At 59.5% G+C, this 18,411-nt stretch carries 16 protein-coding genes, 4 tRNA genes and 1 pseudogene; 12 read left to right on the top strand and 9 right to left on the bottom strand.

Annotated elements, in window-relative coordinates:
* The first annotated feature begins 3 nt into the window (after positions 1 to 3).
* The 6 genes from clpB (at position 4) to IB246_RS23700 (ending at position 5,061) form a co-directional block, all read left to right on the top strand.
* A complete protein-coding gene (gene clpB, locus IB246_RS23725) occupies positions 4 to 2,568 on the top strand; it encodes an ATP-dependent chaperone ClpB (protein ID WP_008037881.1) in 2,565 nt (854 codons plus the stop codon).
* A 300-nt stretch (positions 2,569 to 2,868) separates the two neighbouring features.
* Positions 2,869 to 2,944 (top strand) — tRNA-Asn (locus tag IB246_RS23720).
* 9 nt (positions 2,945 to 2,953) lie between these two features.
* Positions 2,954 to 3,030, top strand: a tRNA-Pro gene (locus IB246_RS23715).
* Between the two features lie 5 nt (positions 3,031 to 3,035).
* Positions 3,036 to 3,111, top strand: a tRNA-Lys gene (locus tag IB246_RS23710).
* 95 nt (positions 3,112 to 3,206) lie between these two features.
* Positions 3,207 to 3,283: transfer RNA gene (locus IB246_RS23705), tRNA-Pro, on the top strand.
* A gap of 152 nt (positions 3,284 to 3,435) precedes the next feature.
* Positions 3,436 to 5,061 (top strand): methyl-accepting chemotaxis protein, encoded by a 1,626-nt coding sequence (locus IB246_RS23700; RefSeq protein WP_008037880.1) that lies wholly within the window; start codon positions 3,436 to 3,438, stop codon positions 5,059 to 5,061.
* 289 nt (positions 5,062 to 5,350) lie between these two features.
* Here IB246_RS23700 and IB246_RS23695 read toward each other — a convergent pair whose 3' ends face one another.
* From IB246_RS23695 to IB246_RS23680, 4 genes are all read right to left on the bottom strand, one after another.
* On the bottom strand, positions 5,351 to 6,649 hold the full coding sequence (locus IB246_RS23695) for an NAD(P)/FAD-dependent oxidoreductase (RefSeq protein ID WP_008037879.1): 1,299 nt from the start codon (positions 6,647 to 6,649) through the stop codon (positions 5,351 to 5,353).
* A 60-nt stretch (positions 6,650 to 6,709) separates the two neighbouring features.
* Positions 6,710 to 6,883 (bottom strand): DUF3094 domain-containing protein, encoded by a 174-nt coding sequence (locus IB246_RS23690; RefSeq protein ID WP_008028730.1) that lies wholly within the window; start codon positions 6,881 to 6,883, stop codon positions 6,710 to 6,712.
* A gap of 68 nt (positions 6,884 to 6,951) precedes the next feature.
* Positions 6,952 to 7,479 carry an MOSC domain-containing protein gene (locus tag IB246_RS23685; RefSeq protein ID WP_008037878.1) on the bottom strand — a complete coding sequence of 176 codons (528 nt, stop codon included), beginning with the start codon at positions 7,477 to 7,479 and terminating at the stop codon, positions 6,952 to 6,954.
* Positions 7,476 to 8,102, bottom strand: coding sequence for a DUF1780 domain-containing protein (locus tag IB246_RS23680; protein WP_032828736.1), 627 nt, complete (start codon positions 8,100 to 8,102; stop codon positions 7,476 to 7,478). The genes IB246_RS23685 and IB246_RS23680 overlap by 4 nt, the downstream gene beginning before the upstream one ends.
* 234 nt (positions 8,103 to 8,336) lie before the next feature.
* On the opposite strand from IB246_RS23680, the gene IB246_RS23675 reads away from it, so the two are divergent.
* The 4 genes and pseudogenes from IB246_RS23675 to IB246_RS29125 all read left to right on the top strand — a co-directional run.
* On the top strand, positions 8,337 to 9,704 hold the full coding sequence (locus IB246_RS23675; protein ID WP_008037877.1) for an aromatic acid/H+ symport family MFS transporter: 1,368 nt from the start codon (positions 8,337 to 8,339) through the stop codon (positions 9,702 to 9,704).
* Positions 9,701 to 10,906, top strand: a complete 1,206-nt coding sequence (locus IB246_RS23670) for a benzoate/H(+) symporter BenE family transporter (protein WP_008037876.1) — start codon at positions 9,701 to 9,703, stop codon at positions 10,904 to 10,906. The genes IB246_RS23675 and IB246_RS23670 overlap by 4 nt, the downstream gene beginning before the upstream one ends.
* 17 nt (positions 10,907 to 10,923) lie before the next feature.
* On the top strand, positions 10,924 to 12,192 hold the full coding sequence (locus IB246_RS23665; protein ID WP_008037875.1) for an OprD family porin: 1,269 nt from the start codon (positions 10,924 to 10,926) through the stop codon (positions 12,190 to 12,192).
* 242 nt (positions 12,193 to 12,434) lie between these two features.
* Positions 12,435 to 12,836: pseudogene (locus tag IB246_RS29125) on the top strand (methyl-accepting chemotaxis protein); the annotation flags it as partial.
* A gap of 9 nt (positions 12,837 to 12,845) precedes the next feature.
* Here IB246_RS29125 and IB246_RS23655 read toward each other — a convergent pair.
* On the bottom strand, positions 12,846 to 13,085 hold the full coding sequence (locus IB246_RS23655) for a DUF2790 domain-containing protein (protein WP_008037873.1): 240 nt from the start codon (positions 13,083 to 13,085) through the stop codon (positions 12,846 to 12,848).
* Positions 13,086 to 14,522: 1,437 nt separating this feature from the next.
* Between IB246_RS23655 and IB246_RS23650 the strand changes: the two genes are divergently transcribed.
* Both IB246_RS23650 and IB246_RS23645 read left to right on the top strand, forming a co-directional pair.
* Positions 14,523 to 15,212, top strand: coding sequence for an energy-coupling factor ABC transporter permease (locus IB246_RS23650; RefSeq protein ID WP_008042847.1), 690 nt, complete (start codon positions 14,523 to 14,525; stop codon positions 15,210 to 15,212).
* Positions 15,213 to 15,276: 64 nt separating this feature from the next.
* The gene (locus IB246_RS23645) at positions 15,277 to 15,492 is read left to right on the top strand and encodes a hypothetical protein (RefSeq protein WP_008033212.1); all 216 of its coding nucleotides are present in this window, start codon (positions 15,277 to 15,279) and stop codon (positions 15,490 to 15,492) included.
* 8 nt (positions 15,493 to 15,500) lie between these two features.
* Here the strand turns inward: IB246_RS23645 and yacG are convergent, their stop codons facing one another.
* From yacG to IB246_RS23625, 4 genes are read right to left on the bottom strand one after another with little or no spacing between them, the layout of a single operon-like run.
* Positions 15,501 to 15,701 carry a DNA gyrase inhibitor YacG gene (yacG, locus tag IB246_RS23640; protein WP_008033210.1) on the bottom strand — a complete coding sequence of 67 codons (201 nt, stop codon included), beginning with the start codon at positions 15,699 to 15,701 and terminating at the stop codon, positions 15,501 to 15,503.
* On the bottom strand, positions 15,698 to 16,321 hold the full coding sequence (gene coaE / locus IB246_RS23635) for a dephospho-CoA kinase (protein ID WP_008033209.1): 624 nt from the start codon (positions 16,319 to 16,321) through the stop codon (positions 15,698 to 15,700). Before coaE ends, yacG begins: the two co-directional genes overlap by 4 nt.
* On the bottom strand, positions 16,318 to 17,190 hold the full coding sequence (locus IB246_RS23630; protein ID WP_008042845.1) for a prepilin peptidase: 873 nt from the start codon (positions 17,188 to 17,190) through the stop codon (positions 16,318 to 16,320). The genes coaE and IB246_RS23630 overlap by 4 nt, the downstream gene beginning before the upstream one ends.
* 1 nt (position 17,191) lies before the next feature.
* Positions 17,192 to 18,409, bottom strand: coding sequence for a type II secretion system F family protein (locus IB246_RS23625; RefSeq protein ID WP_008042843.1), 1,218 nt, complete (start codon positions 18,407 to 18,409; stop codon positions 17,192 to 17,194).
* Positions 18,410 to 18,411: the final 2 nt, after the last annotated feature.

Below are 18,411 nucleotides of genomic sequence, written 5' to 3'. Positions count from 1 at the left end.
CCCATGCGTATAGATCGTTTAACCAGCAAATTGCAGTTAGCTCTATCCGACGCCCAATCGCTGGCCGTCGGCCTTGACCATCCCGGTATTGAACCGGCGCATTTGATGCAAGCCATGCTTGAACAGCAGGGTGGTTCGATCAAACCCCTGTTGATGCAGGTCGGTTTTGACGTCAACAGCCTGCGTAAAGAGCTGACCAAAGAGCTCGACCAGCTGCCAAAAATCCAGAACCCGACCGGCGACGTCAACATGTCGCAGGACTTGGCGCGTCTGCTCAACCAGGCGGATCGCCTGGCCCAGCAGAAGGGTGATCAGTTCATTTCCAGTGAGCTGGTGCTGCTCGCCGCCATGGACGAGAACAGCAAACTCGGCAAATTGTTGCTCGGTCAGGGCGTCAGCAAAAAAGCCCTGGAAAACGCGATCAACAACCTGCGTGGTGGCGAAGCGGTCAACGACGCCAACCACGAAGAGTCGCGTCAGGCGCTGGATAAATACACCGTCGACCTGACCAAGCGCGCCGAAGACGGCAAGCTCGATCCGGTAATCGGTCGTGACGACGAAATTCGCCGGACCATTCAGGTGCTGCAACGCCGCACCAAGAACAACCCGGTGCTGATCGGTGAGCCTGGCGTGGGTAAAACCGCCATCGCCGAAGGCCTGGCCCAGCGCATCATCAACGGCGAAGTGCCGGATGGCCTGAAAGGCAAACGCCTGCTGTCCCTGGACATGGGCGCGCTGATTGCCGGTGCCAAGTACCGTGGCGAGTTCGAAGAACGCCTGAAATCCCTGCTCAACGAGCTGTCGAAGCAGGAAGGGCAGATCATTCTGTTCATCGACGAACTGCACACCATGGTCGGCGCCGGTAAAGGCGAAGGTTCGATGGATGCGGGCAACATGCTCAAACCTGCGTTGGCCCGTGGCGAGTTGCACTGCGTCGGCGCGACCACGCTCAACGAGTACCGCCAATATATAGAGAAGGACGCGGCCCTTGAGCGGCGCTTCCAGAAAGTGTTGGTGGATGAACCGAGCGAAGAAGACACCATCGCCATTCTGCGTGGCCTGAAAGAGCGTTATGAAGTTCACCACAAAGTGGCGATCACCGACGGCGCGATCATCGCCGCGGCCAAGCTCAGTCATCGCTACATTACCGATCGTCAGTTGCCGGACAAGGCCATCGACCTGATCGACGAAGCGGCCAGCCGCATCCGCATGGAGATCGACTCCAAGCCGGAAGTGCTGGACCGTCTTGAGCGTCGTCTGATTCAGCTGAAGGTGGAATCCCAGGCGCTGAAGAAAGAGAGCGACGAAGCGGCGATCAAGCGTCTGGAAAAACTCCAGGAAGAAATCGTTCGTCATGAGCGTGAGTATTCGGACCTCGAAGAAATCTGGAACTCGGAAAAAGCCGAAGTCCAGGGTTCTGCGCAGATCCAGCAGAAAATCGAACAGTCCCGCCAGGAACTGGAAGCCGCACGCCGTAAAGGCGACCTGAACCGCATGGCCGAGCTGCAATATGGGGTGATCCCGGACCTGGAGCGCAGCCTGCAAATGGTCGACCAGCATGGCAAAAGCGAAAACCAGTTGCTGCGCAGCAAGGTGACCGAGGAAGAAATCGCCGAAGTCGTCTCGAAGTGGACCGGTATCCCCGTGTCGAAAATGCTCGAAGGCGAGCGCGACAAGCTGATGAAGATGGAAGGCCTGTTGCACCAGCGTGTGATCGGTCAGGACGAAGCGGTGATCGCGGTTTCCAATGCGGTGCGCCGTTCGCGGGCCGGTTTGTCCGACCCGAATCGTCCAAGCGGTTCGTTCATGTTCCTCGGCCCGACCGGTGTCGGTAAAACCGAGTTGTGCAAGGCGTTGGCCGAGTTCCTCTTTGATACCGAAGAGGCGATGGTGCGGATCGACATGTCCGAGTTCATGGAGAAACATTCCGTGGCACGGTTGATCGGTGCGCCACCAGGCTACGTAGGGTATGAAGAGGGCGGTTACCTGACCGAGGCGGTGCGTCGCAAGCCTTATTCGGTGATCCTGCTGGATGAGGTCGAGAAGGCCCACCCGGACGTGTTCAACATCTTGCTGCAAGTGCTGGAAGATGGCCGCCTGACCGACAGCCATGGCCGCACGGTGGATTTCAAGAACACCGTGATCGTCATGACCTCCAACCTGGGCTCGGTACAGATCCAGGAACTGGTCGGTGATCGTGAGGCTCAGCGCGCAGCGGTGATGGATGCGATTTCCACGCACTTCCGGCCGGAGTTCATCAACCGGGTCGACGAAGTAGTGATCTTCGAGCCATTGGCACGGGATCAGATCGCGGGCATTACCGAGATCCAGTTGGGTCGTCTGCGCAGTCGCCTGACTGAGCGCGAACTGAAACTGGAACTCAGCCCTGAGGCCATGGACAAGCTGATCGCGGTTGGCTACGACCCGGTGTACGGCGCACGGCCACTGAAACGTGCGATTCAGCGCTGGATCGAAAACCCGCTGGCGCAGCTGATTTTGTCGGGTCGTTTCATGCCCGGCGATACCGCCAAGGGTGTGGTGGAAAACGACGAAATCGTCTTCGCCTGATCCGCGTTAGCAACAAAACTGAAGAGGCCTCGCATTGCGAGGCCTTTTTTTCGTCAGGTTGTTGAACTCAAAGGAAAAGGCTTGTAAAGTGCGCCCCGCAGTAAGTCACCCGGAAGGGTTTCTGCTCCCCAAGCAGGAATCTGAAATAAGTTGCAAATCATTAACTTGAATGCAATTTAGGGGGTTGACAGAGGTGCTTAAGATTGTAGAATAGCGCGCCTCAGACACACGAACGCAGCGATGCGAACGGGTCGAAGAGAACGCAGTAAAGCTTCACCGTTGTAAATTGAAATATGTAGTTCCGTGATAGCTCAGTCGGTAGAGCAAATGACTGTTAATCATTGGGTCCCAGGTTCGAGTCCTGGTCACGGAGCCAATTTCAAACCGGGGTATAGCGCAGTCCGGTAGCGCGCCTGCTTTGGGAGCAGGATGTCAGGAGTTCGAATCCCCTTACCCCGACCATTTTTGGGTCGTTAGCTCAGTTGGTAGAGCAGTTGGCTTTTAACCAATTGGTCGTAGGTTCGAATCCCACACGACCCACCATTTTTGAAACCAGTTAACGCTGGAATCGAATCTTAAGATCAGACGCCAAAAGCTCTGTTCGCAGAAGGCGCCTTTTAAAGGTGCCTTTTTTTTACCGGGGTATAGCGCAGTCCGGTAGCGCGCCTGCTTTGGGAGCAGGATGTCAGGAGTTCGAATCCCCTTACCCCGACCATATTAAAAATCCTCGTATCGAAAGATACGGGGATTTTTTTTGCCTTTGAAAAAGCCGAATCCTTTCAAGTCATCGTACAACTAGCCGATAACGAGCTGTCGGGGCGCACTCGCGACCTCCCATTCAGGCCAACAACAAGAAAGGCACTCGTTATGTTTCTTCGTCAGCTGAATATTGCCCCTCGTGCTGCGCTGGGTTTTGCCTTGATTGCCGTGCTGGTGGCGTTGCTTGGAATATTTGCCCTGGGGCAAATGTCGAGCATTCGCGAGAGCGAGGTGGCGGTGGAGAAGCAATGGCTGCCGAGCATCCGTGGTGGTGATGAGATCCGCGAGCTGATGCTGCGCATCCGTACCATTTCCTTGCGCATGGCACTGGATCAAGACCCAAAGAACATTCCCACCTACCGCGGCCAGATGGACACTCGCGACAAGGAACTGAGCGAGAAGATTGCGGCTTACGACAAGTTGGTCGACACCGCTGAAGGTCAGGCCTTGTACGACCAGTTCAAAACCACCTTCGCCGCCTATCGCACCGGCATTGCCCAGTCGTTCACCCTGGCCGAGCAAGGTCGCCGTGACGAGCTGACCAAACTGCTGTTGATCGACATGAAAACCGTGGTCGATGGTTCCGGCAAGCAGCTCAATGACCTGGCGGAACTGTTCGCCAAACAGGTCGCCGTTGAAAGCCAGAAATCCGCAGCGCACTACGAAACCTCGCGGTCCATCGTCAGCCTGTTCATCGCCCTCGCGGCGTTGGCGACTGTCGGCCTGGCAATGTTGCTGACTCGCAGTATCGTCCGTCCGCTGAACGAAGCCCTGAGTGCAGCGGAAAGCGTGGCGCAGGGCGATTTGACCCGACCTATCGCGACCCATGGCAACGACGAAGTGAGCCGTTTGCTCAAGGCGCTGGCGACCATGCAGCAGAACCTGCGGGAAACCCTGCAAGCCATCAGTGGCTCGGCGACGCAGCTGGCCACGGCGGCAGATGAGCTGAACGCCGTCACCCTCGACAGCACTCAGGGCCTGCAACAACAGAACAACGAGATTGAGCAAGCCGCCACGGCGGTCAACGAAATGACCTCCGCCGTCGAAGAAGTTGCGCGCAACGCAGTGTCGACCTCCGACGCCACTCGCCAGTCCAGCGAGTCGGCGCATCTGGGGCAGGAGCGGGTCAGCGAAACCGCAAGTGCCATCAGCGACCTGGCCAATGATGTTCAGCACACCGGTGAGTTGGTGCAATCGCTGGCCAATCAGTCCCAGGACATCGGCAAGGTGCTGGATGTGATTCGGGCCATTGCCGAGCAAACCAATCTGTTGGCGCTCAACGCTGCGATTGAAGCGGCGCGTGCGGGTGAAAGCGGGCGCGGTTTTGCGGTGGTGGCCGATGAAGTGCGTGCACTGGCGCATCGCACGCAGCAATCGACCCAGGAAATCGAACAAATGGTCCAGGGCATGCGCAATGGTTCGAGCCTGGCGCTGGACTCGATGAATGCCAGCGCTTCCCGTGCTGCCGAAACTCTGGTGATGGCGAAGCGGGCGGGTGACGCATTGCAGACGATCACTGCATCGGTTCACGAAATCCACGAGCGCAACCTGGTGATTGCCAGTGCAGCGGAAGAACAGGCCCAAGTGGCCCGGGAGGTGGATCGCAATCTGGTGAACATTCGTGATCTGTCGGTGCGTTCCGCTACCGGCGCGGATCAGACCAGTGCCTCCAGTCATGAGTTGTCGAAACTGGCCAATGCGTTGCAGGGGATGGTGCAGCGTTTTCGCGTGTAAAACCGCCAGACGAAAAAAAGCCGCACCTCTCGGTGGAGAAGCGCGGCCGGGTGCCTTGCTCGGATGTGGCCATGTAGCGGGCGAGGTGTATCGCTGCTGTGTCGCGCAAGGGGGAGTTTGTAAGCGAAGGGGGAAAATCGCGGGGGGAGGTACAGTAAGACACGGATCTCCAAGTCAGTGGAGATCAAATGTGGGAGCGAGCCTGCTCGCGAAGCGGTGTGTCAGCCAACTCATGTGGTGACTGACACTCCGCTATCGCGAGCAGGCTCGCTCCCACAGGGGATGGTTATTAGTGCAGCTTGAGGCGCGGCTCGGTCCCGCGGCCAATTTTGCTGCCCAGCATCAACATCGCCGTGCGGAACGCGCCATACAGCGCCATCTGGTGCATGCGGTACAGCGACACATAAAACATCCGCGCCAGCCAACCCTCGAGCATCACGCTGCCGGTCAGGTTGCCCATCAAGTTACCCACAGCCGAAAAACGCGACAGCGAAATCAACGAGCCGTAGTCGGTGTACTTGTACACAGGCAAAGCCTTGCCTTCGATCCGCAGCTTCAGCGATTTGGCCAGCAACGACGCCTGCTGATGTGCCGCCTGGGCACGCGGCGGCACATTGCGATCGGTGCCCGGTTGCGGGCAGGCCGCGCAGTCACCGAAGGCGAAGATGTTCTCGTCGCGGGTGGTTTGCAGGGTCGGCAGCACTTGCAGCTGGTTGATGCGGTTGGTTTCCAGACCGTCGATGTCCTTGAGGAAACCCGGCGCACGAATCCCGGCGGCCCAGACTTTCAGGCTGGCGTTGATCACTTTGCCGTCGGCGGTGATCAGGCTGTCGGCGGTCACTTCGCTAACGGCTGCGTTGGTCATGACATTGACCCCGAGTTTCTCCAGGGTTTTATGCACAGGCCCGCCAATGCGTTCCGGCAATGCAGGCAGCACCCGTGGACCGGCTTCGATCAAGGTGATGTGCATGTTCTCCGGTTTGATCCGGTCCAGACCGTAAGCCGCCAGTTCATGTGCGGCGTTGTGCAGTTCGGCGGCCAGCTCGACGCCTGTGGCGCCAGCGCCGACGATGGCCACGCTGATCCGCTGCACCACATCCGTCTGCCCGGCGTGCGCGCGCAAATAATGGTTGAGCAGTTGCTGGTGGAAACGCTCGGCCTGTTTGCGTGTGTCGAGGAACAGGCAATGTTGCGCCGCGCCCAGGGTGCCGAAATCGTTGGTGGTGCTGCCGACGGCGATCACCAGCGAGTCGTACGGCACTTCACGCGCCGGCACCAGTTCCAGGCCGGCTTCGTCATAGGTGGCGGCCAGCTGGATTTTCTTCTGTGCCCGATCAAGCCCGCTCATGCGCCCCAGCTGGAACTCGAAGTGGTTCCATTTTGCCTGGGCAACATAGTTGAGTTCGTCTTCGGAAGAGTTCAGGGAACCGGCCGCCACTTCATGCAACAGCGGTTTCCAGATGTGGGTCAGGTTCGCGTCGACCAGCATCACACTGGCCGTGCCGCGCTTGCCCAGAGTCTTACCCAGACGGGTAGCCAACTCCAGACCGCCGGCGCCGCCGCCAACGATGACAATACGATGAGTCATGGGGATATCTCGCAAGGCTAAAAGAAATCGGTGCAATTACCCGAGCGAGCGCGATGCAGCTCATAGCGTCAGGTAACTGATAAATCGGCTCAACAGGCCCAGGCCAATAGTCACTGCCAGCACCACCACCAGGAGCATCCACGGCCGGAAAGGCCGGCGCTCGACTCGGTGCTGGGACAGGTGCAGGTACTCTTCGACATGCTTTTGGTCGTCGGGGTTCAGGCGGCTGGTCATATCGGGCCTCGTCAGGGGTAGACGTTGCTGAATGTGGGGAAGCTACATGCGGGCGGCGGTGTAACACATCAGCCCGCATTGAACGGAGCATAGCCGCTCGCTGGAACAGGCTCGACGCTGACCGTATCGTCCAGGCGAATGATTCCACTTTGTAACACTCGGGCGGTGATTCCGCCATGTCCGCGAACGGCCTGAAAGGTGCCAGGGCCGAGGTTGTTTTGCAGGCGCGCGCAGGGCTGACACCAACCGGTGGTTTCGAAAATCGCCTGGCCGATTTTGAAACGGCGACCCTTGAGGCTGAACAGGTTGATCCCACTGATAACGAGGTTGCGCCGCAAATCATTAGGCAATAGCGGATTATCTTCCGAGCGGCCCATCAGCGAGTTGATCACCGCCAGATGCTCCCACTGAATCAACGTCACCTGCCGCGCATTGCGCACGCCGGGGCGGGCGCGATCGCCGGTCAACCCGGCCTCGAGTCGTGCCTCCACGGCCTCCAGTTCGATCATCGGCACGTGTGGCTGCGGGCGCACGCCGATCCAGCGTACGCGGCCGGTTTGCGGGATTTCAGCGATCAGTTCCTGCAATGGACTCACAGGCTGATCCCGACATCGAAGACGATGCTGCGACCGAGGTTGCTGCGCAGGAAATCCGGGGCGTCGGGATGCGCAAATAAAACACGGGCGAAGGTCGGTCCTACCAGCGACAACGAGCGCCAGCCTTGGCGCAAGTATTCGGTGGGCGGTGGGAAATGGCTATTGAGGTCGAGCACTTCGCGCTTGAGGCTGGCGAAGGCGATGATGTCCAGTTCGCCCAGGTCCATGCCGCGCTCTTTGTAGTTGTGCGCTTTTTTGCGCAAGGTCGGCGCCAGTCTCAGCAGGAATTCATTGGCCGGAATGCGCCGGGGTTTGGCTTCGCGACGCACCAGCGAACTCAGCGAAAACGCACTGCGTCGGCGTTGCAGTTCATCGCGCCACTCATCGTTGAGGCGCCGGCCTTCGTCGAGCACGAAAAACACTTCGAAATTCGCCTCGCGAAACAGCACGTCCGGCGGCTCCCCGGCAGGCGCGAATTCGTCGGTGCGGTAAGGAATGTTCAGCCCTTGCAGCAGGCGCTGGCACACCCAACGCTCACGCTCCCATTTGCGGGCATTGGAAAGAAACGCGTTGGCTTGCTCGGCCGCAATGGTCAGCAGGCGTAAGTAATCTGAGTCATCCATAGGCCCAAGCTTAGCGTTCAAATGCGTTCGCAAAGAAGACAGTTTGTCGGAGAAGAGCAAAAGCCTGTCACGCCATTGCCCCATCCCGCGCCTGTTTCAGGGCCCTGCACAAAACGGATAGCGATCTGCGCAAAGCGGATATTGCCCCGCGCCTGGCAGCTTTACCCTCGGCTTTACGGGACGTTAGCCGCTTTACCGACGTTCTGAATAAAACAACAACAAGAGATGAATGCCATGCGCAAGATCGACGTACATGAGGTTATCGACAACGCTCGATTCAACCGCTTCCACTGGATGGTGCTGTTCTGGTGTGCCCTGATCATCATTTTCGACGGTTACGATCTGGTGATTTACGGCGTGGTGTTGCCGATGCTGATGAAGGAGTGGGGGCTCAGTCCCTTGCAGGCCGGCGCGCTGGGAAGTTACGCATTGTTTGGAATGATGTTCGGCGCGCTGTTTTTCGGCCCGCTCTCGGACAAGATCGGCCGCAAGAAAGCCATCACCATCTGTGTGATGCTCTTCAGCGGTTTTACCGTGCTCAACGGTTTTGCCCGCAACCCCACCGAGTTCGGCCTGTGCCGGTTCATCGCCGGCCTGGGCATTGGCGGGGTGATGCCCAACGTCGTGGCGCTGATGAACGAGTACGCGCCGAAGAAAATCCGCAGCACGCTGGTGGCGATCATGTTCAGCGGCTACTCCGTGGGCGGCATGCTCTCGGCGGGACTGGGCATCGTGCTGATCCCGAGCTTCGGCTGGCAGTCGGTGTTTTACGTCGCGGTGCTGCCGTTGGTGTTGTTGCCGCTGATCATGTACTTCCTGCCCGAGTCGGTGGGTTTTATGCTGCGTCAGGGACGCAATGAAGAGGCGCGCGCCATTCTTCAACGGGTCGACCCGGCGTACGTCGCGCAGTCCGGCGATCAACTGCACATGAGCGAAGTGAAGGGCACCGGCACCCCCGTGCTGCAACTGTTTCGCGAGGGGCGCGCACTGCGCACGCTGATGTTGTGGCTGGCGTTTTTCTGCTGCTTGTTGATGGTTTACGCCTTGAGTTCCTGGCTGCCGAAACTGATGGCCAACGCCGGTTACAGCCTGGGTTCGAGCCTGTCGTTCCTGCTGGTGCTCAACTTCGGCGCCATTTTCGGTGCGGTCGGTGGCGGCGTGCTGGGTGACAAACTGAATCTGCCGCGGGTGTTGGCGGTGTTCTTCGCCGTGGCCGCCGTGTCGATCACCTTGCTCGGTTTCAACAGCCCGATGCCGCTGCTGTACCTGCTGATCGCCATCGCCGGCGCCACCACCATCGGCTCGCAGATTCTGTTGTACGCCTGCGCCGCGCAGTTCTACTCCATGACCATTCGCTCGACCGGTCTGGGCTGGGCCTCGGGCATCGGACGTAACGGTGCGATTGTCGGGCCGCTGCTGGGTGGTGCCTTGCTCGGGATCAGCCTGCCGCTGCAACTCAACTTCATGGCGTTTGCCTTGCCCGGCGCGGTGGCCGCGATTGCCATGACCGTGTTTGCGATCAGCAGTCAGCGCAGTCACAAGCAAGCGCTGTCGGGCCTGCGCAACGGTTCGCCAGACGGGTCTGTCGGCGAAGCTTCATGAAAACGTTTGTCCGGGATTTTTCCCTGTCGGCGGCCGTCGCCGGATTTATCGCCACGGTGATTTCCTATGCCGGCCCGTTGGTGATTATTTTCCAGGCGGCCGAGACCGCACACCTGTCGCGGGAAGTGTTGTCGTCGTGGGTCTGGGCGATTTCCATCGGCAGCGCGGTGCTCGGTATCGGTTTGAGCCTGCGTTACCGCGTGCCGGTGATCATCGCGTGGTCGGCGCCGGGCTCGGCATTGTTGGTGGCGCTGTTGCCGGGGATCTCGATGCCGGAGGCGGTGGGCGCGTACCTGGTCAGCAGCCTGATCATTTTCCTGGTCGGGGTGTCGGGGGCGTTTGACCGGATCATCGGCAAACTGCCGGCGGCTGTTGCGGCGGCGATGCTGGCGGGGATTCTGTTCAGTTTCGGTACCGGGTTGTTTGTCTCGTTGCAGGGCAAACCGTTGCTGGTGCTGGCGATGTTTGCCACGTACCTGATCTGCAAACGGCTGATGCCGCGTTATGCGGTGGTGATGGTGCTGCTGGTGGGCTGCTCGGTGGCGTTTCTCGGCGGTGATTTACACAGCGAAGCGCTGGTGATCGGGTTGGCCACACCGGTGTGGATCACGCCCGTGTTCAGCCTGAGCGCGACGCTGAACATTGCCTTGCCGCTGGTGATGGTGGCGCTGACCGGCCAGTTCGTGCCCGGCATGGCGGTGTTGCGGGCCAGCGGTTACGCGACGCCGTCCGGCCCGATCATCGCCAGCAGTGCGTTGGGCACGGCGCTGTTGGCACCGTTCGGTTGCCACGGGCTGAATCTGGCCGCGATCACCGCAGCCATTTGTACCGGTCGCGAGGCCCATGAAAACCCCGGCAAGCGCTACGTGGCCGGGGTGGTCGGCGGGCTGTGTTACCTGCTGCTGGGCATCTTCGGCGCCACCCTGGTTTCGCTGTTTTCGGCATTCCCCAAAGAGCTGATCGCGGCGTTGGCCGGGCTGGCGCTGTTCGCCGCGATTGCCGGGGCACTGGCCGGCGCAATGGCGGTGCCGAGTGATCGCGAAGCCGCGCTGGTGACCTTTCTCACCACCGCTTCGGGCATGTCGTTGTTGGGTTTGTCCGCGGCTTTTTGGGGACTGATTTTCGGCATGGTCACCCATGTGTTGTTAAACGCCCGTCGCGAAAGCGTGGCGGCTGAAGCACTTCCAACTGTCGATCAATAAAAATAAGAGAAAAAACGATGAAACAGATTCTTCCAACAACCGGTTCCGTGTTGTCCATGGCGCTCGTCTCCGGTTTCTCCACCGGTACGATGGCGGCAGAGGGCGGCTTTATCGAAGACACCACGGCCACCTTGCAGGCACGCAATTACTACTTCAGCCGGGACTTCTCCGACATCGTCGGGGCGAACAAACAATCGAAGTCCGAAGAGTGGGCGCAGGGCTTCATCCTTAACGTCAAATCCGGCTACACCCAGGGCCCCGTCGGGTTTGGTGTGGATGTGATCGGCCTGCTCGGCCTCAAACTCGACAGCAGCCCGGATCGGGTCAATACCGGTTTGCTGCCGGTCAAGGATGACGGGCGCGCGGCAGATGATTACAGCCGTCTCGAAGCTGCGCTGAAGGTGCGTTACTCCAAAACCGAGCTGAAGGTCGGGGAGTTGCAACCCAACCTGCCGGTGCTGGCGTTCAGTGATATCCGCCTGCTGCCGCCCAGTTACCAAGGTGCAAGCATCAGTTCCAATGAGATCAATGGCCTGACTTTGCAAGGCGGTCACTTGAACACGACCAGCCTGCGCAACGAGGCGGGCGACGAGAAAATGCAGGCCATGCTCGGCCACGTGCCGCAGCGCCAGGTCAGCAGTGATGGCTTCAACTTTGCCGGCGCCGATTACGCCTTCAACGATAAACGCAGCTCGGTCAGCGCCTGGTTCGGGCAACTGGAAGATATCTACAACCAGCGTTTTCTCGGTCTCAAGCACAGCCAGCCGATGGGCGACTGGACCCTGGGCGCCAACCTTGGTTATTACGATTCGCGCGAAGACGGCAAGAAGCTGTTGGGCAACATTGATAACCAGGCGTTCTTCTCGCTGCTGTCGGCCAAGCGCGGTGGTCACACGTTTTATGTCGGTTATCAGGGGATGTTCGGTGACAGCGCATTCCCGCGTGTCTTCGCCAACATCTCGCCGCTGGGCAACGAAGTGCCGACCTACGAGTTTGCCTTTACCGACGAACGCTCCTGGCAGGCGCGTTACGACTACGACTTCGCCGCCCTCGGTGTGCCGGGGCTGACCAGCACCGTGCGTTACATTTCCGGTAATAACGTCGACACAGGGCAAGGGTTCGAGGGCAAGGATCGCGAGCGTGATCTCGACCTCGGCTACGTGCTGCAAAACGGCAGCCTCAAAGGCCTCGGGATTCGCGTGCGCAACGTGATGGCCCGTTCCAACTACCGCAGTGATATCGACGAAAACCGCCTGATCCTCAGTTACACCTGGACGCTGCTATGACCATTGAGAAAGAACAACTGCCTTACAACATCGGCTTGCAGGTCAAGCTGGAGCAATTGACCGAGTCGGTGTTGCAAACCGAGGAAGACATGCGCTTTGCCAATCAACTGGCGCGCACGGCCGGCGATCGGGTCAAGGCGAGTGCGCAGAGCATGCAGTCTTCGGCCAGTGTGCTGGAGGACCTGAACCTCTACATGCAGCGTCTGGATCAGGTGTTCGATGAGCTCGGCAGTCAGTCGATGCGCATCGGCGCGATTGTCGGCAGCATCCAGGACATCGCCCGTCAGACCAATTTGCTGGCGCTCAACGCGGCAATCGAGGCGGCGAGGGCGGGCAGTCATGGCCGAGGGTTTGCGGTGGTCGCCGATGAGGTGCGCAATCTCTCGCGTCAGGCTGCGGACTCCAGTGCGCAGATTCGGCAAATCGCCACGGGGCTGGAACAGTCGGCGGAGCATGCACGCCAGGGGATTCAGCAGTTATCCGGCTCCACCCGTCTGGGGCTGGAAAAGGCTGGAGTGGCTTTGCATTCGATGGGGGAATTGCAAAGCGGTGCGGTGGCCAGGGTCGAGGTGGTCGAGCGGATCATGGCGCGTTTGGCCGGCCTGCATGATTTGGCGTTGCAGGCGAAACGGCTGATCGTGTGATGCCTGGTGTTACAGGTTGCTTGTGCAGTTGCCCATGACTTGGTAGGTCACGCGATGGGTCTGGCCCTGATGGTCGATGTAGACCATGGTTGCCGGCACGACGTCGCAGGCGGTTGCGGTGTCGGTGACGGAAACCACCTTGGCGATGTCCAGCGGTAGCGCCGGGTCGTACGGGGTGGTGGCGGGCTCGCTGGCGGCCATGGCTGAGGTGGCGATCAGGGTCAGAAACAGGGTGCTCAGGGTTTTCATTTTTGTGCGCTCGGTGTTGGTTTTGATGCTTGAAGTTTAGTCCTTGGTGGTGATGGATAAAGGGGGCTGGGGCTGATTCAGCTTTGCAGGAAACGTAACAATGGGGGGGCATATCCGTTTCTGGGTTTATGGCTGCTATTGGTTTCGCCCTTACGGCGAGTCACTTTCGAAAAGCGCGAAAGTAACTAAAGCGCTCTTGCCCCTTTCGTTCGGTGCCTCGCTAATGCTCGGCATGCCCTCGCTTCGGTCCTGCTCCGTGGGCCCGCCGCGATCGGCCATCCTTGGCCGTGCGCGGCTAACCCGGCATCCATGCCGGGTTGCCCACTGCGCAGAACCTGCGCTCGGCCTCTCGAGGGGGCGACTACCGCCACAGCCGCCGAGGCGGCCTGAAAGCCGACCTGGCTCTTCGGTCGTGCACGTGCTCTCGCATTGTGGTGGCCGCACTAATTTCGGACATTTACGCATTCCCCTGTAGGAGCCGGCTTGCTGGCGATGGCATCCGTCCAATCAATAAACAGGTGACTGATCCACCGCTATCGCCAGCAAGCCGGCTCCTACAGTTGATCGTATTCATCCAAACGCATCTGCATTGCCCTTGTAGGAGCCAGCTTGCTGGCGATGGCGTCCGTCCAGTCGAAAAGGAGGGTGACTAACCCACTGCTATCGCCGGCAAGCCGGCTCCTACAGTTGATCGTATTCATCCAGACGCATCTGCATTTCCCTTGTAGGAGCCAGCTTGCTGGCGATTGCGTCCGTCCAGTCGAAAAGGAGGGGGACTGACCCACCGCTATCGCCAGCAAGCCGGCTCCTACAGTTGATCGTATTTATCCAAACATATACGCATTTTCCCTGTAGGAGCCAGCTTGCTGGCGATGGCGTCCGTCCAGTCGAAAAGGAGGGTGACTGACCCACCGCTATCGCCAGCAAGCCGGCTCCTACAGTTGATCGTATTTATCCAAACACATCTGCATTGCCCTTGTAGGAGCCAGCTTGCTGGCGATGGCGTCCGTCCAGTCAACAAATATGTTGGATGACCCACCGCCATCGCCAGCAAGCCGGCTCCTACAGGGATCTGCGTTTGCTTTTGCTTTTCACCACTCATCAGGCCGAGCGTTAGCTCGCCTTCAGCTTTTGATCTGAGCGCCCCCTCGAGAGGCCGAGTGGAGGTTCTGCGCAGTGGGCAACCCGGCATGGATGGCGGCGGGCCCACGGAGCAGGACCGGAGCGAGGGCATGGCGAGCCTAGGCGAGGCACCGAACGAAAGGGGCAAGAGCCCTTGGTTACTTGGGGCTTTTCCAAGTGACTCGCCGTAAGGGCGAAACCAATAGCCGCCATAACCACAGAAACGGATATGCCCCCCAAACAAAGACCAACCAAACACCGGTGTAAACTGATACCCCACCCCATTCCGGCAAAGACAAGGGAGCCCACCCAGCCATGATCGGCGCCGAGCTGCTGTCCCCCGAAACCCTCACCGTCGGCTGGCTGATCTACGTCCCGGCCCTGATCTGGGCCATCGCACGCGCCCCGTGGGTCGAGCTGTTCAGCGACAGCCGCCGCCAGCATCTGTTGTTCGGCACCGTGTTCGCGCTATTCATGCTGTGGCTGGTACGCCGGGATTTCGACACCGGCGTGTCCTATCACTTCATCGGCATGACCGCCGTAACCCTGCTCCTGGACTGGCCCTTGGCGATCGTCGGCGGACTGGTCGCACAAGCAGGCCTGGTAATGCTCGGACGCCAGGACCTCGCCGCCGTCGGCGTGAACGGCGCCTTGTTGATTCTGCTGCCCGTGCTGGTCACCGAGTGCTGCGCAATCCTGGTCGAGCGCGCGCAGCCGCGTAATCCCTTCGTGTATATCTTCGTTTCCGGTTTCTTCGCAGCGGCGCTGTCGGCCTTGCTGTGCCTGCTGCTGGCCCTGTGGCTGCTGTGGTTCAACGAGCTGTTCGTCATGCCTTACTGGCTGGAAGATTTTGTCGGTTACTTGTGGCTGATCATCTTTCCCGAAGCCTTCATCAACGGCATGGTCGTCAGCGCACTGGTGGTGTTCAGCCCCGAATGGCTGGAGACCTTCAACCGCACACGCTATCTTTCGGCACCCTGGAAGGACGACGATCCGAAATCTTGATCCACATCAAATCCAAAAAACGTCGACGAATCCATGCTCCGAAAAACCTTCAGGAGCATCGAAAATGAGTGTCTACGAATGGGCAAGGCAGGAGTTGCGCCACAGTCTGGATGCAGCGCAGGAAGTCGGGTTTGATCCGGGGTTGAGCCTGCGCGCCTTGCTCAGCGCGGTGGTGCAGCAGAGCAAGGCCGTGCGCAGTGTCGAGGATCTGGCCGATGAGTTGCAGTTTCTCGCCGAGAACCTCGATGACGGTCAGGACTACGGCTTCATGCGGCCCTGAACCGTCACTTAGTGACGTGGGTCGAAATCACCACTGAACAACTCGTCCTCGGCATCGGGTGCCACTGGAATCTTGTGCTCTTCCGATGCCCACGCCCCCAGGTCGATCAGTTTGCAGCGGTCCGAACAGAACGGCCGGAATGTGCTTTCCGGGGTCCATTCCACAGGGGCGCCGCAGGTTGGGCATTCGACGGTTGGGATCTGGCTCATGACTGGCCTCCACGCAATGTAAGGTAAAAGTGATGCAGGCGTTCGACCTCGCTGTGCAGCCAGGCGAGGTCGCGGTCGTTGACCACCACATCGTCGGCATGGCTCACGCGATCCTGGCGACTGGATTGCGCCTTGAGGATCGCCTGGACCTGTTGTTCGCTGGTCTGGTCACGCTGCAGGGTGCGTTCGATCTGTAGTTGTTCGGGCGCATCGATCACCAGCACTCGCTGGGTCATGGCGTACTGCCCGGACTCGATCAGCAACGGCGAAACCAGAATCGCGTAAGGCGATTGTGCCTTGCCTAGGTGATCGGCGATTTCCCTGGCGATCAGCGGATGCAAAAGCGCCTCGAGCCAGAGGCGTTGCTCAGGCACTTCGAAGATCAGTTTGCGCAACGCTGCGCGATCGAGTTGCCCGTCGGCTTGCAACACGCCGGGGCCAAAATGTTCGGCGATTTGTGCCAGCGCCGGGCGGCCCGGCTCCACCACCCAGCGCGCCGCATGATCGGCATCGACCACGTGCACGCCCAGGTCGATGAAGTGCTGGGCGGCCGCGCTTTTGCCGCTGCCGATGCCACCGGTCAGGCCGAGAATCCAGGGTTTATCCACAGGGGTATTCATTTCAAACCGACAAACTGCCAATAGAAGCCGGTTATTTGACCACCCCAGAGCAATGCAATCCAGCCGGCAATCGCCAGATAGGGACCGAAGGGGATCGGGGTCGAGGTTTTCGCATTGCGCAGGCTCAGCAAAATCATGCCGATAATCGCGCCCACCAGGGATGACAGCAGAATGGTCAGCGGCAAAATCTGCCAGCCGCCCCAGGCGCCCAGCATGGCCAACAGCTTGAAATCGCCGTGGCCGATGCCTTCCTTGCCGGTGATCAGCTTGAACAGCCAGAACACCGACCACAGCGCCATGTAGCCCGCAATTGCACCCCACAGCGCCTCGTGCAACGGCACGAACAATCCGAAGCTGTTGACGACCAGTCCCAGCCACATCAGCGGTAGCACCAGCACATCCGGCAACAGTTGATGCTCGGCGTCGATCAGGCTCATGGCCAACAGGCCCCAGCTCAGGACCAGCACCATCACGGCTTGCCAGCCGAAACCGAAATGCCAGGCAATGAACGCCGACAGCAGGCCGCAGGCCAGTTCGGTCAAGGGGTAGCGTTTGCTGATGGGCGTTGCGCAGCTTGAGCATCGTCCACGTAAAAACACGTAACTGAGCAGCGGGATGTTTTCCCAGGCGCGAATCCGGTGCCCACAATGCGGGCACTCGGAGTGGGGCAGCATCAGGTTGTAGGTCGCCGGCGGTGTTTCGCCAGGCAAACCGAGAATGTCCCGGGCCTGCAATTGCCACTCACGCTCGAGCATTTTCGGCAGGCGCCAGATCACCACATTGAGGAAGCTGCCGACCAGCAAGCCGACCAGCAGTGCAATGACGACAAACGCCAACGGGTACACGGTCAGGATTTCGTTCAAGGGCATGTCAGATCGCATTGCCGAGTTGGAAAATGGGCAGGTACATCGCAACCACCAGGCCGCCGACGATAACACCCAGCACCACCATGATGAATGGCTCCATCAGGCTGGTGAGATTGTCGACCATATTGTCGACTTCCGCCTCATAGAAACTGGCGACCTTGTCGAGCATGTCGTCCAGTGCGCCGGACTCTTCGCCAATGGCCGTCATCTGGATCGCCATGTTCGGAAAGACGCCGGCGGTGCGCATGGAGAAATTCAGCTGCATCCCCGTCGAAACGTCCTGCTTGATACGCAGCACCGCCCGCTTGAACACGATGTTGCCGGTCGCGCCCGCCACTGACTCCAGCGCCTCGACCAGCGGCACACCCGCGGCGAAAGTGGTCGACAGCGTACGGGCGTAACGGGCCACGGCGGACTTGTACATCAATGCGCCAATCAATGGCAGTTTCAGCAGCCAGGTGTCTGTCCGGTCCCGAAAGCCTTGCGATGTCTTGAAGGCGTGGCGCACACCGAATATCGCCGCGATCAGCACGCCAAGCATCAGCCACCACCAATCCTGCATGAACTGCGACAGGCCGATGACCATCACCGTGAACGCCGGCAGTTGCGCACCAAAACCTTTGAACACCGACTCGAATTGCGGCACCACCTTGACCAGCAGAATCCCGGTGACGATGATCGCGACGACCACCACCGCCAGCGGATAAGTCATGGCTTTCTTGATCTTGGCCTTGAGGCTTTCGCTCTTTTCCTTGTAGGTCGCGACCCGCTCCAACAGGGTGTCCAGCGCGCCGGCCTGTTCGCCGGCATCCACCAGATTGCAGTAGAGCTCATCAAAATACTGCGGTTTTTTGCGCAGGGCTGCCGCGAAGCTGTTACCCGCCGCGACTTCCTGTTTCACCTCGTCCACCAGTTTGCGCATGGCCGGGTTTTCGAAGCCTTCGCCGATGATGTCGAACGATTGCAACAGCGGTACGCCGGCTTTCATCATGGTCGCCATCTGCCGGGTGAACAGGGCAATGTCATTCGCCTTGATGCGTTGGCCAAGGCTGAAAAACGAGGCGGATTTCTTGCGCACCTTGCCGGGATTGATGCCTTGCTTGCGCAGTTGCGCCTTGATCAGCGCCGGGTTCTGAGCGCTGAGTTCGCCGGTTATTTTCGTACCTTTTTTGTCGGTGCCTTCCCAGGCGTACACACTGATTTTTGCTGCTTTGACCGCCATGT

Source organism: Pseudomonas sp. PDM01, assembly GCF_014852325.1.
Lineage (GTDB): Bacteria > Pseudomonadota > Gammaproteobacteria > Pseudomonadales > Pseudomonadaceae > Aquipseudomonas > Aquipseudomonas migulae.
This window is presented reverse-complemented; position numbering and strand designations above follow the sequence as displayed.

Coding starts and splice junctions, on each gene's coding strand:
- IB246_RS23630 (WP_008042845.1), bottom strand. CDS start 17,190: ATGCCCTTGAACGAAATCCTGACCGTGTACCCGTTGGCGTTTGTCGTC.
- coaE (WP_008033209.1), bottom strand. CDS start 16,321: ATGAATACCCCTGTGGATAAACCCTGGATTCTCGGCCTGACCGGTGGC.
- IB246_RS23680 (WP_032828736.1), bottom strand. CDS start 8,102: ATGGATGACTCAGATTACTTACGCCTGCTGACCATTGCGGCCGAGCAA.
- IB246_RS23695 (WP_008037879.1), bottom strand. CDS start 6,649: ATGACTCATCGTATTGTCATCGTTGGCGGCGGCGCCGGCGGTCTGGAG.
- IB246_RS23625 (WP_008042843.1), bottom strand. CDS start 18,409: ATGGCGGTCAAAGCAGCAAAAATCAGTGTGTACGCCTGGGAAGGCACC.
- IB246_RS23670 (WP_008037876.1), top strand. CDS start 9,701: ATGAAAACGTTTGTCCGGGATTTTTCCCTGTCGGCGGCCGTCGCCGGA.
- IB246_RS23690 (WP_008028730.1), bottom strand. CDS start 6,883: ATGACCAGCCGCCTGAACCCCGACGACCAAAAGCATGTCGAAGAGTAC.
- IB246_RS23675 (WP_008037877.1), top strand. CDS start 8,337: ATGCGCAAGATCGACGTACATGAGGTTATCGACAACGCTCGATTCAAC.
- IB246_RS23700 (WP_008037880.1), top strand. CDS start 3,436: ATGTTTCTTCGTCAGCTGAATATTGCCCCTCGTGCTGCGCTGGGTTTT.
- yacG (WP_008033210.1), bottom strand. CDS start 15,701: ATGAGCCAGATCCCAACCGTCGAATGCCCAACCTGCGGCGCCCCTGTG.
- clpB (WP_008037881.1), top strand. CDS start 4: ATGCGTATAGATCGTTTAACCAGCAAATTGCAGTTAGCTCTATCCGAC.
- IB246_RS23645 (WP_008033212.1), top strand. CDS start 15,277: ATGAGTGTCTACGAATGGGCAAGGCAGGAGTTGCGCCACAGTCTGGAT.
- IB246_RS23665 (WP_008037875.1), top strand. CDS start 10,924: ATGAAACAGATTCTTCCAACAACCGGTTCCGTGTTGTCCATGGCGCTC.
- IB246_RS23655 (WP_008037873.1), bottom strand. CDS start 13,085: ATGAAAACCCTGAGCACCCTGTTTCTGACCCTGATCGCCACCTCAGCC.
- IB246_RS23650 (WP_008042847.1), top strand. CDS start 14,523: ATGATCGGCGCCGAGCTGCTGTCCCCCGAAACCCTCACCGTCGGCTGG.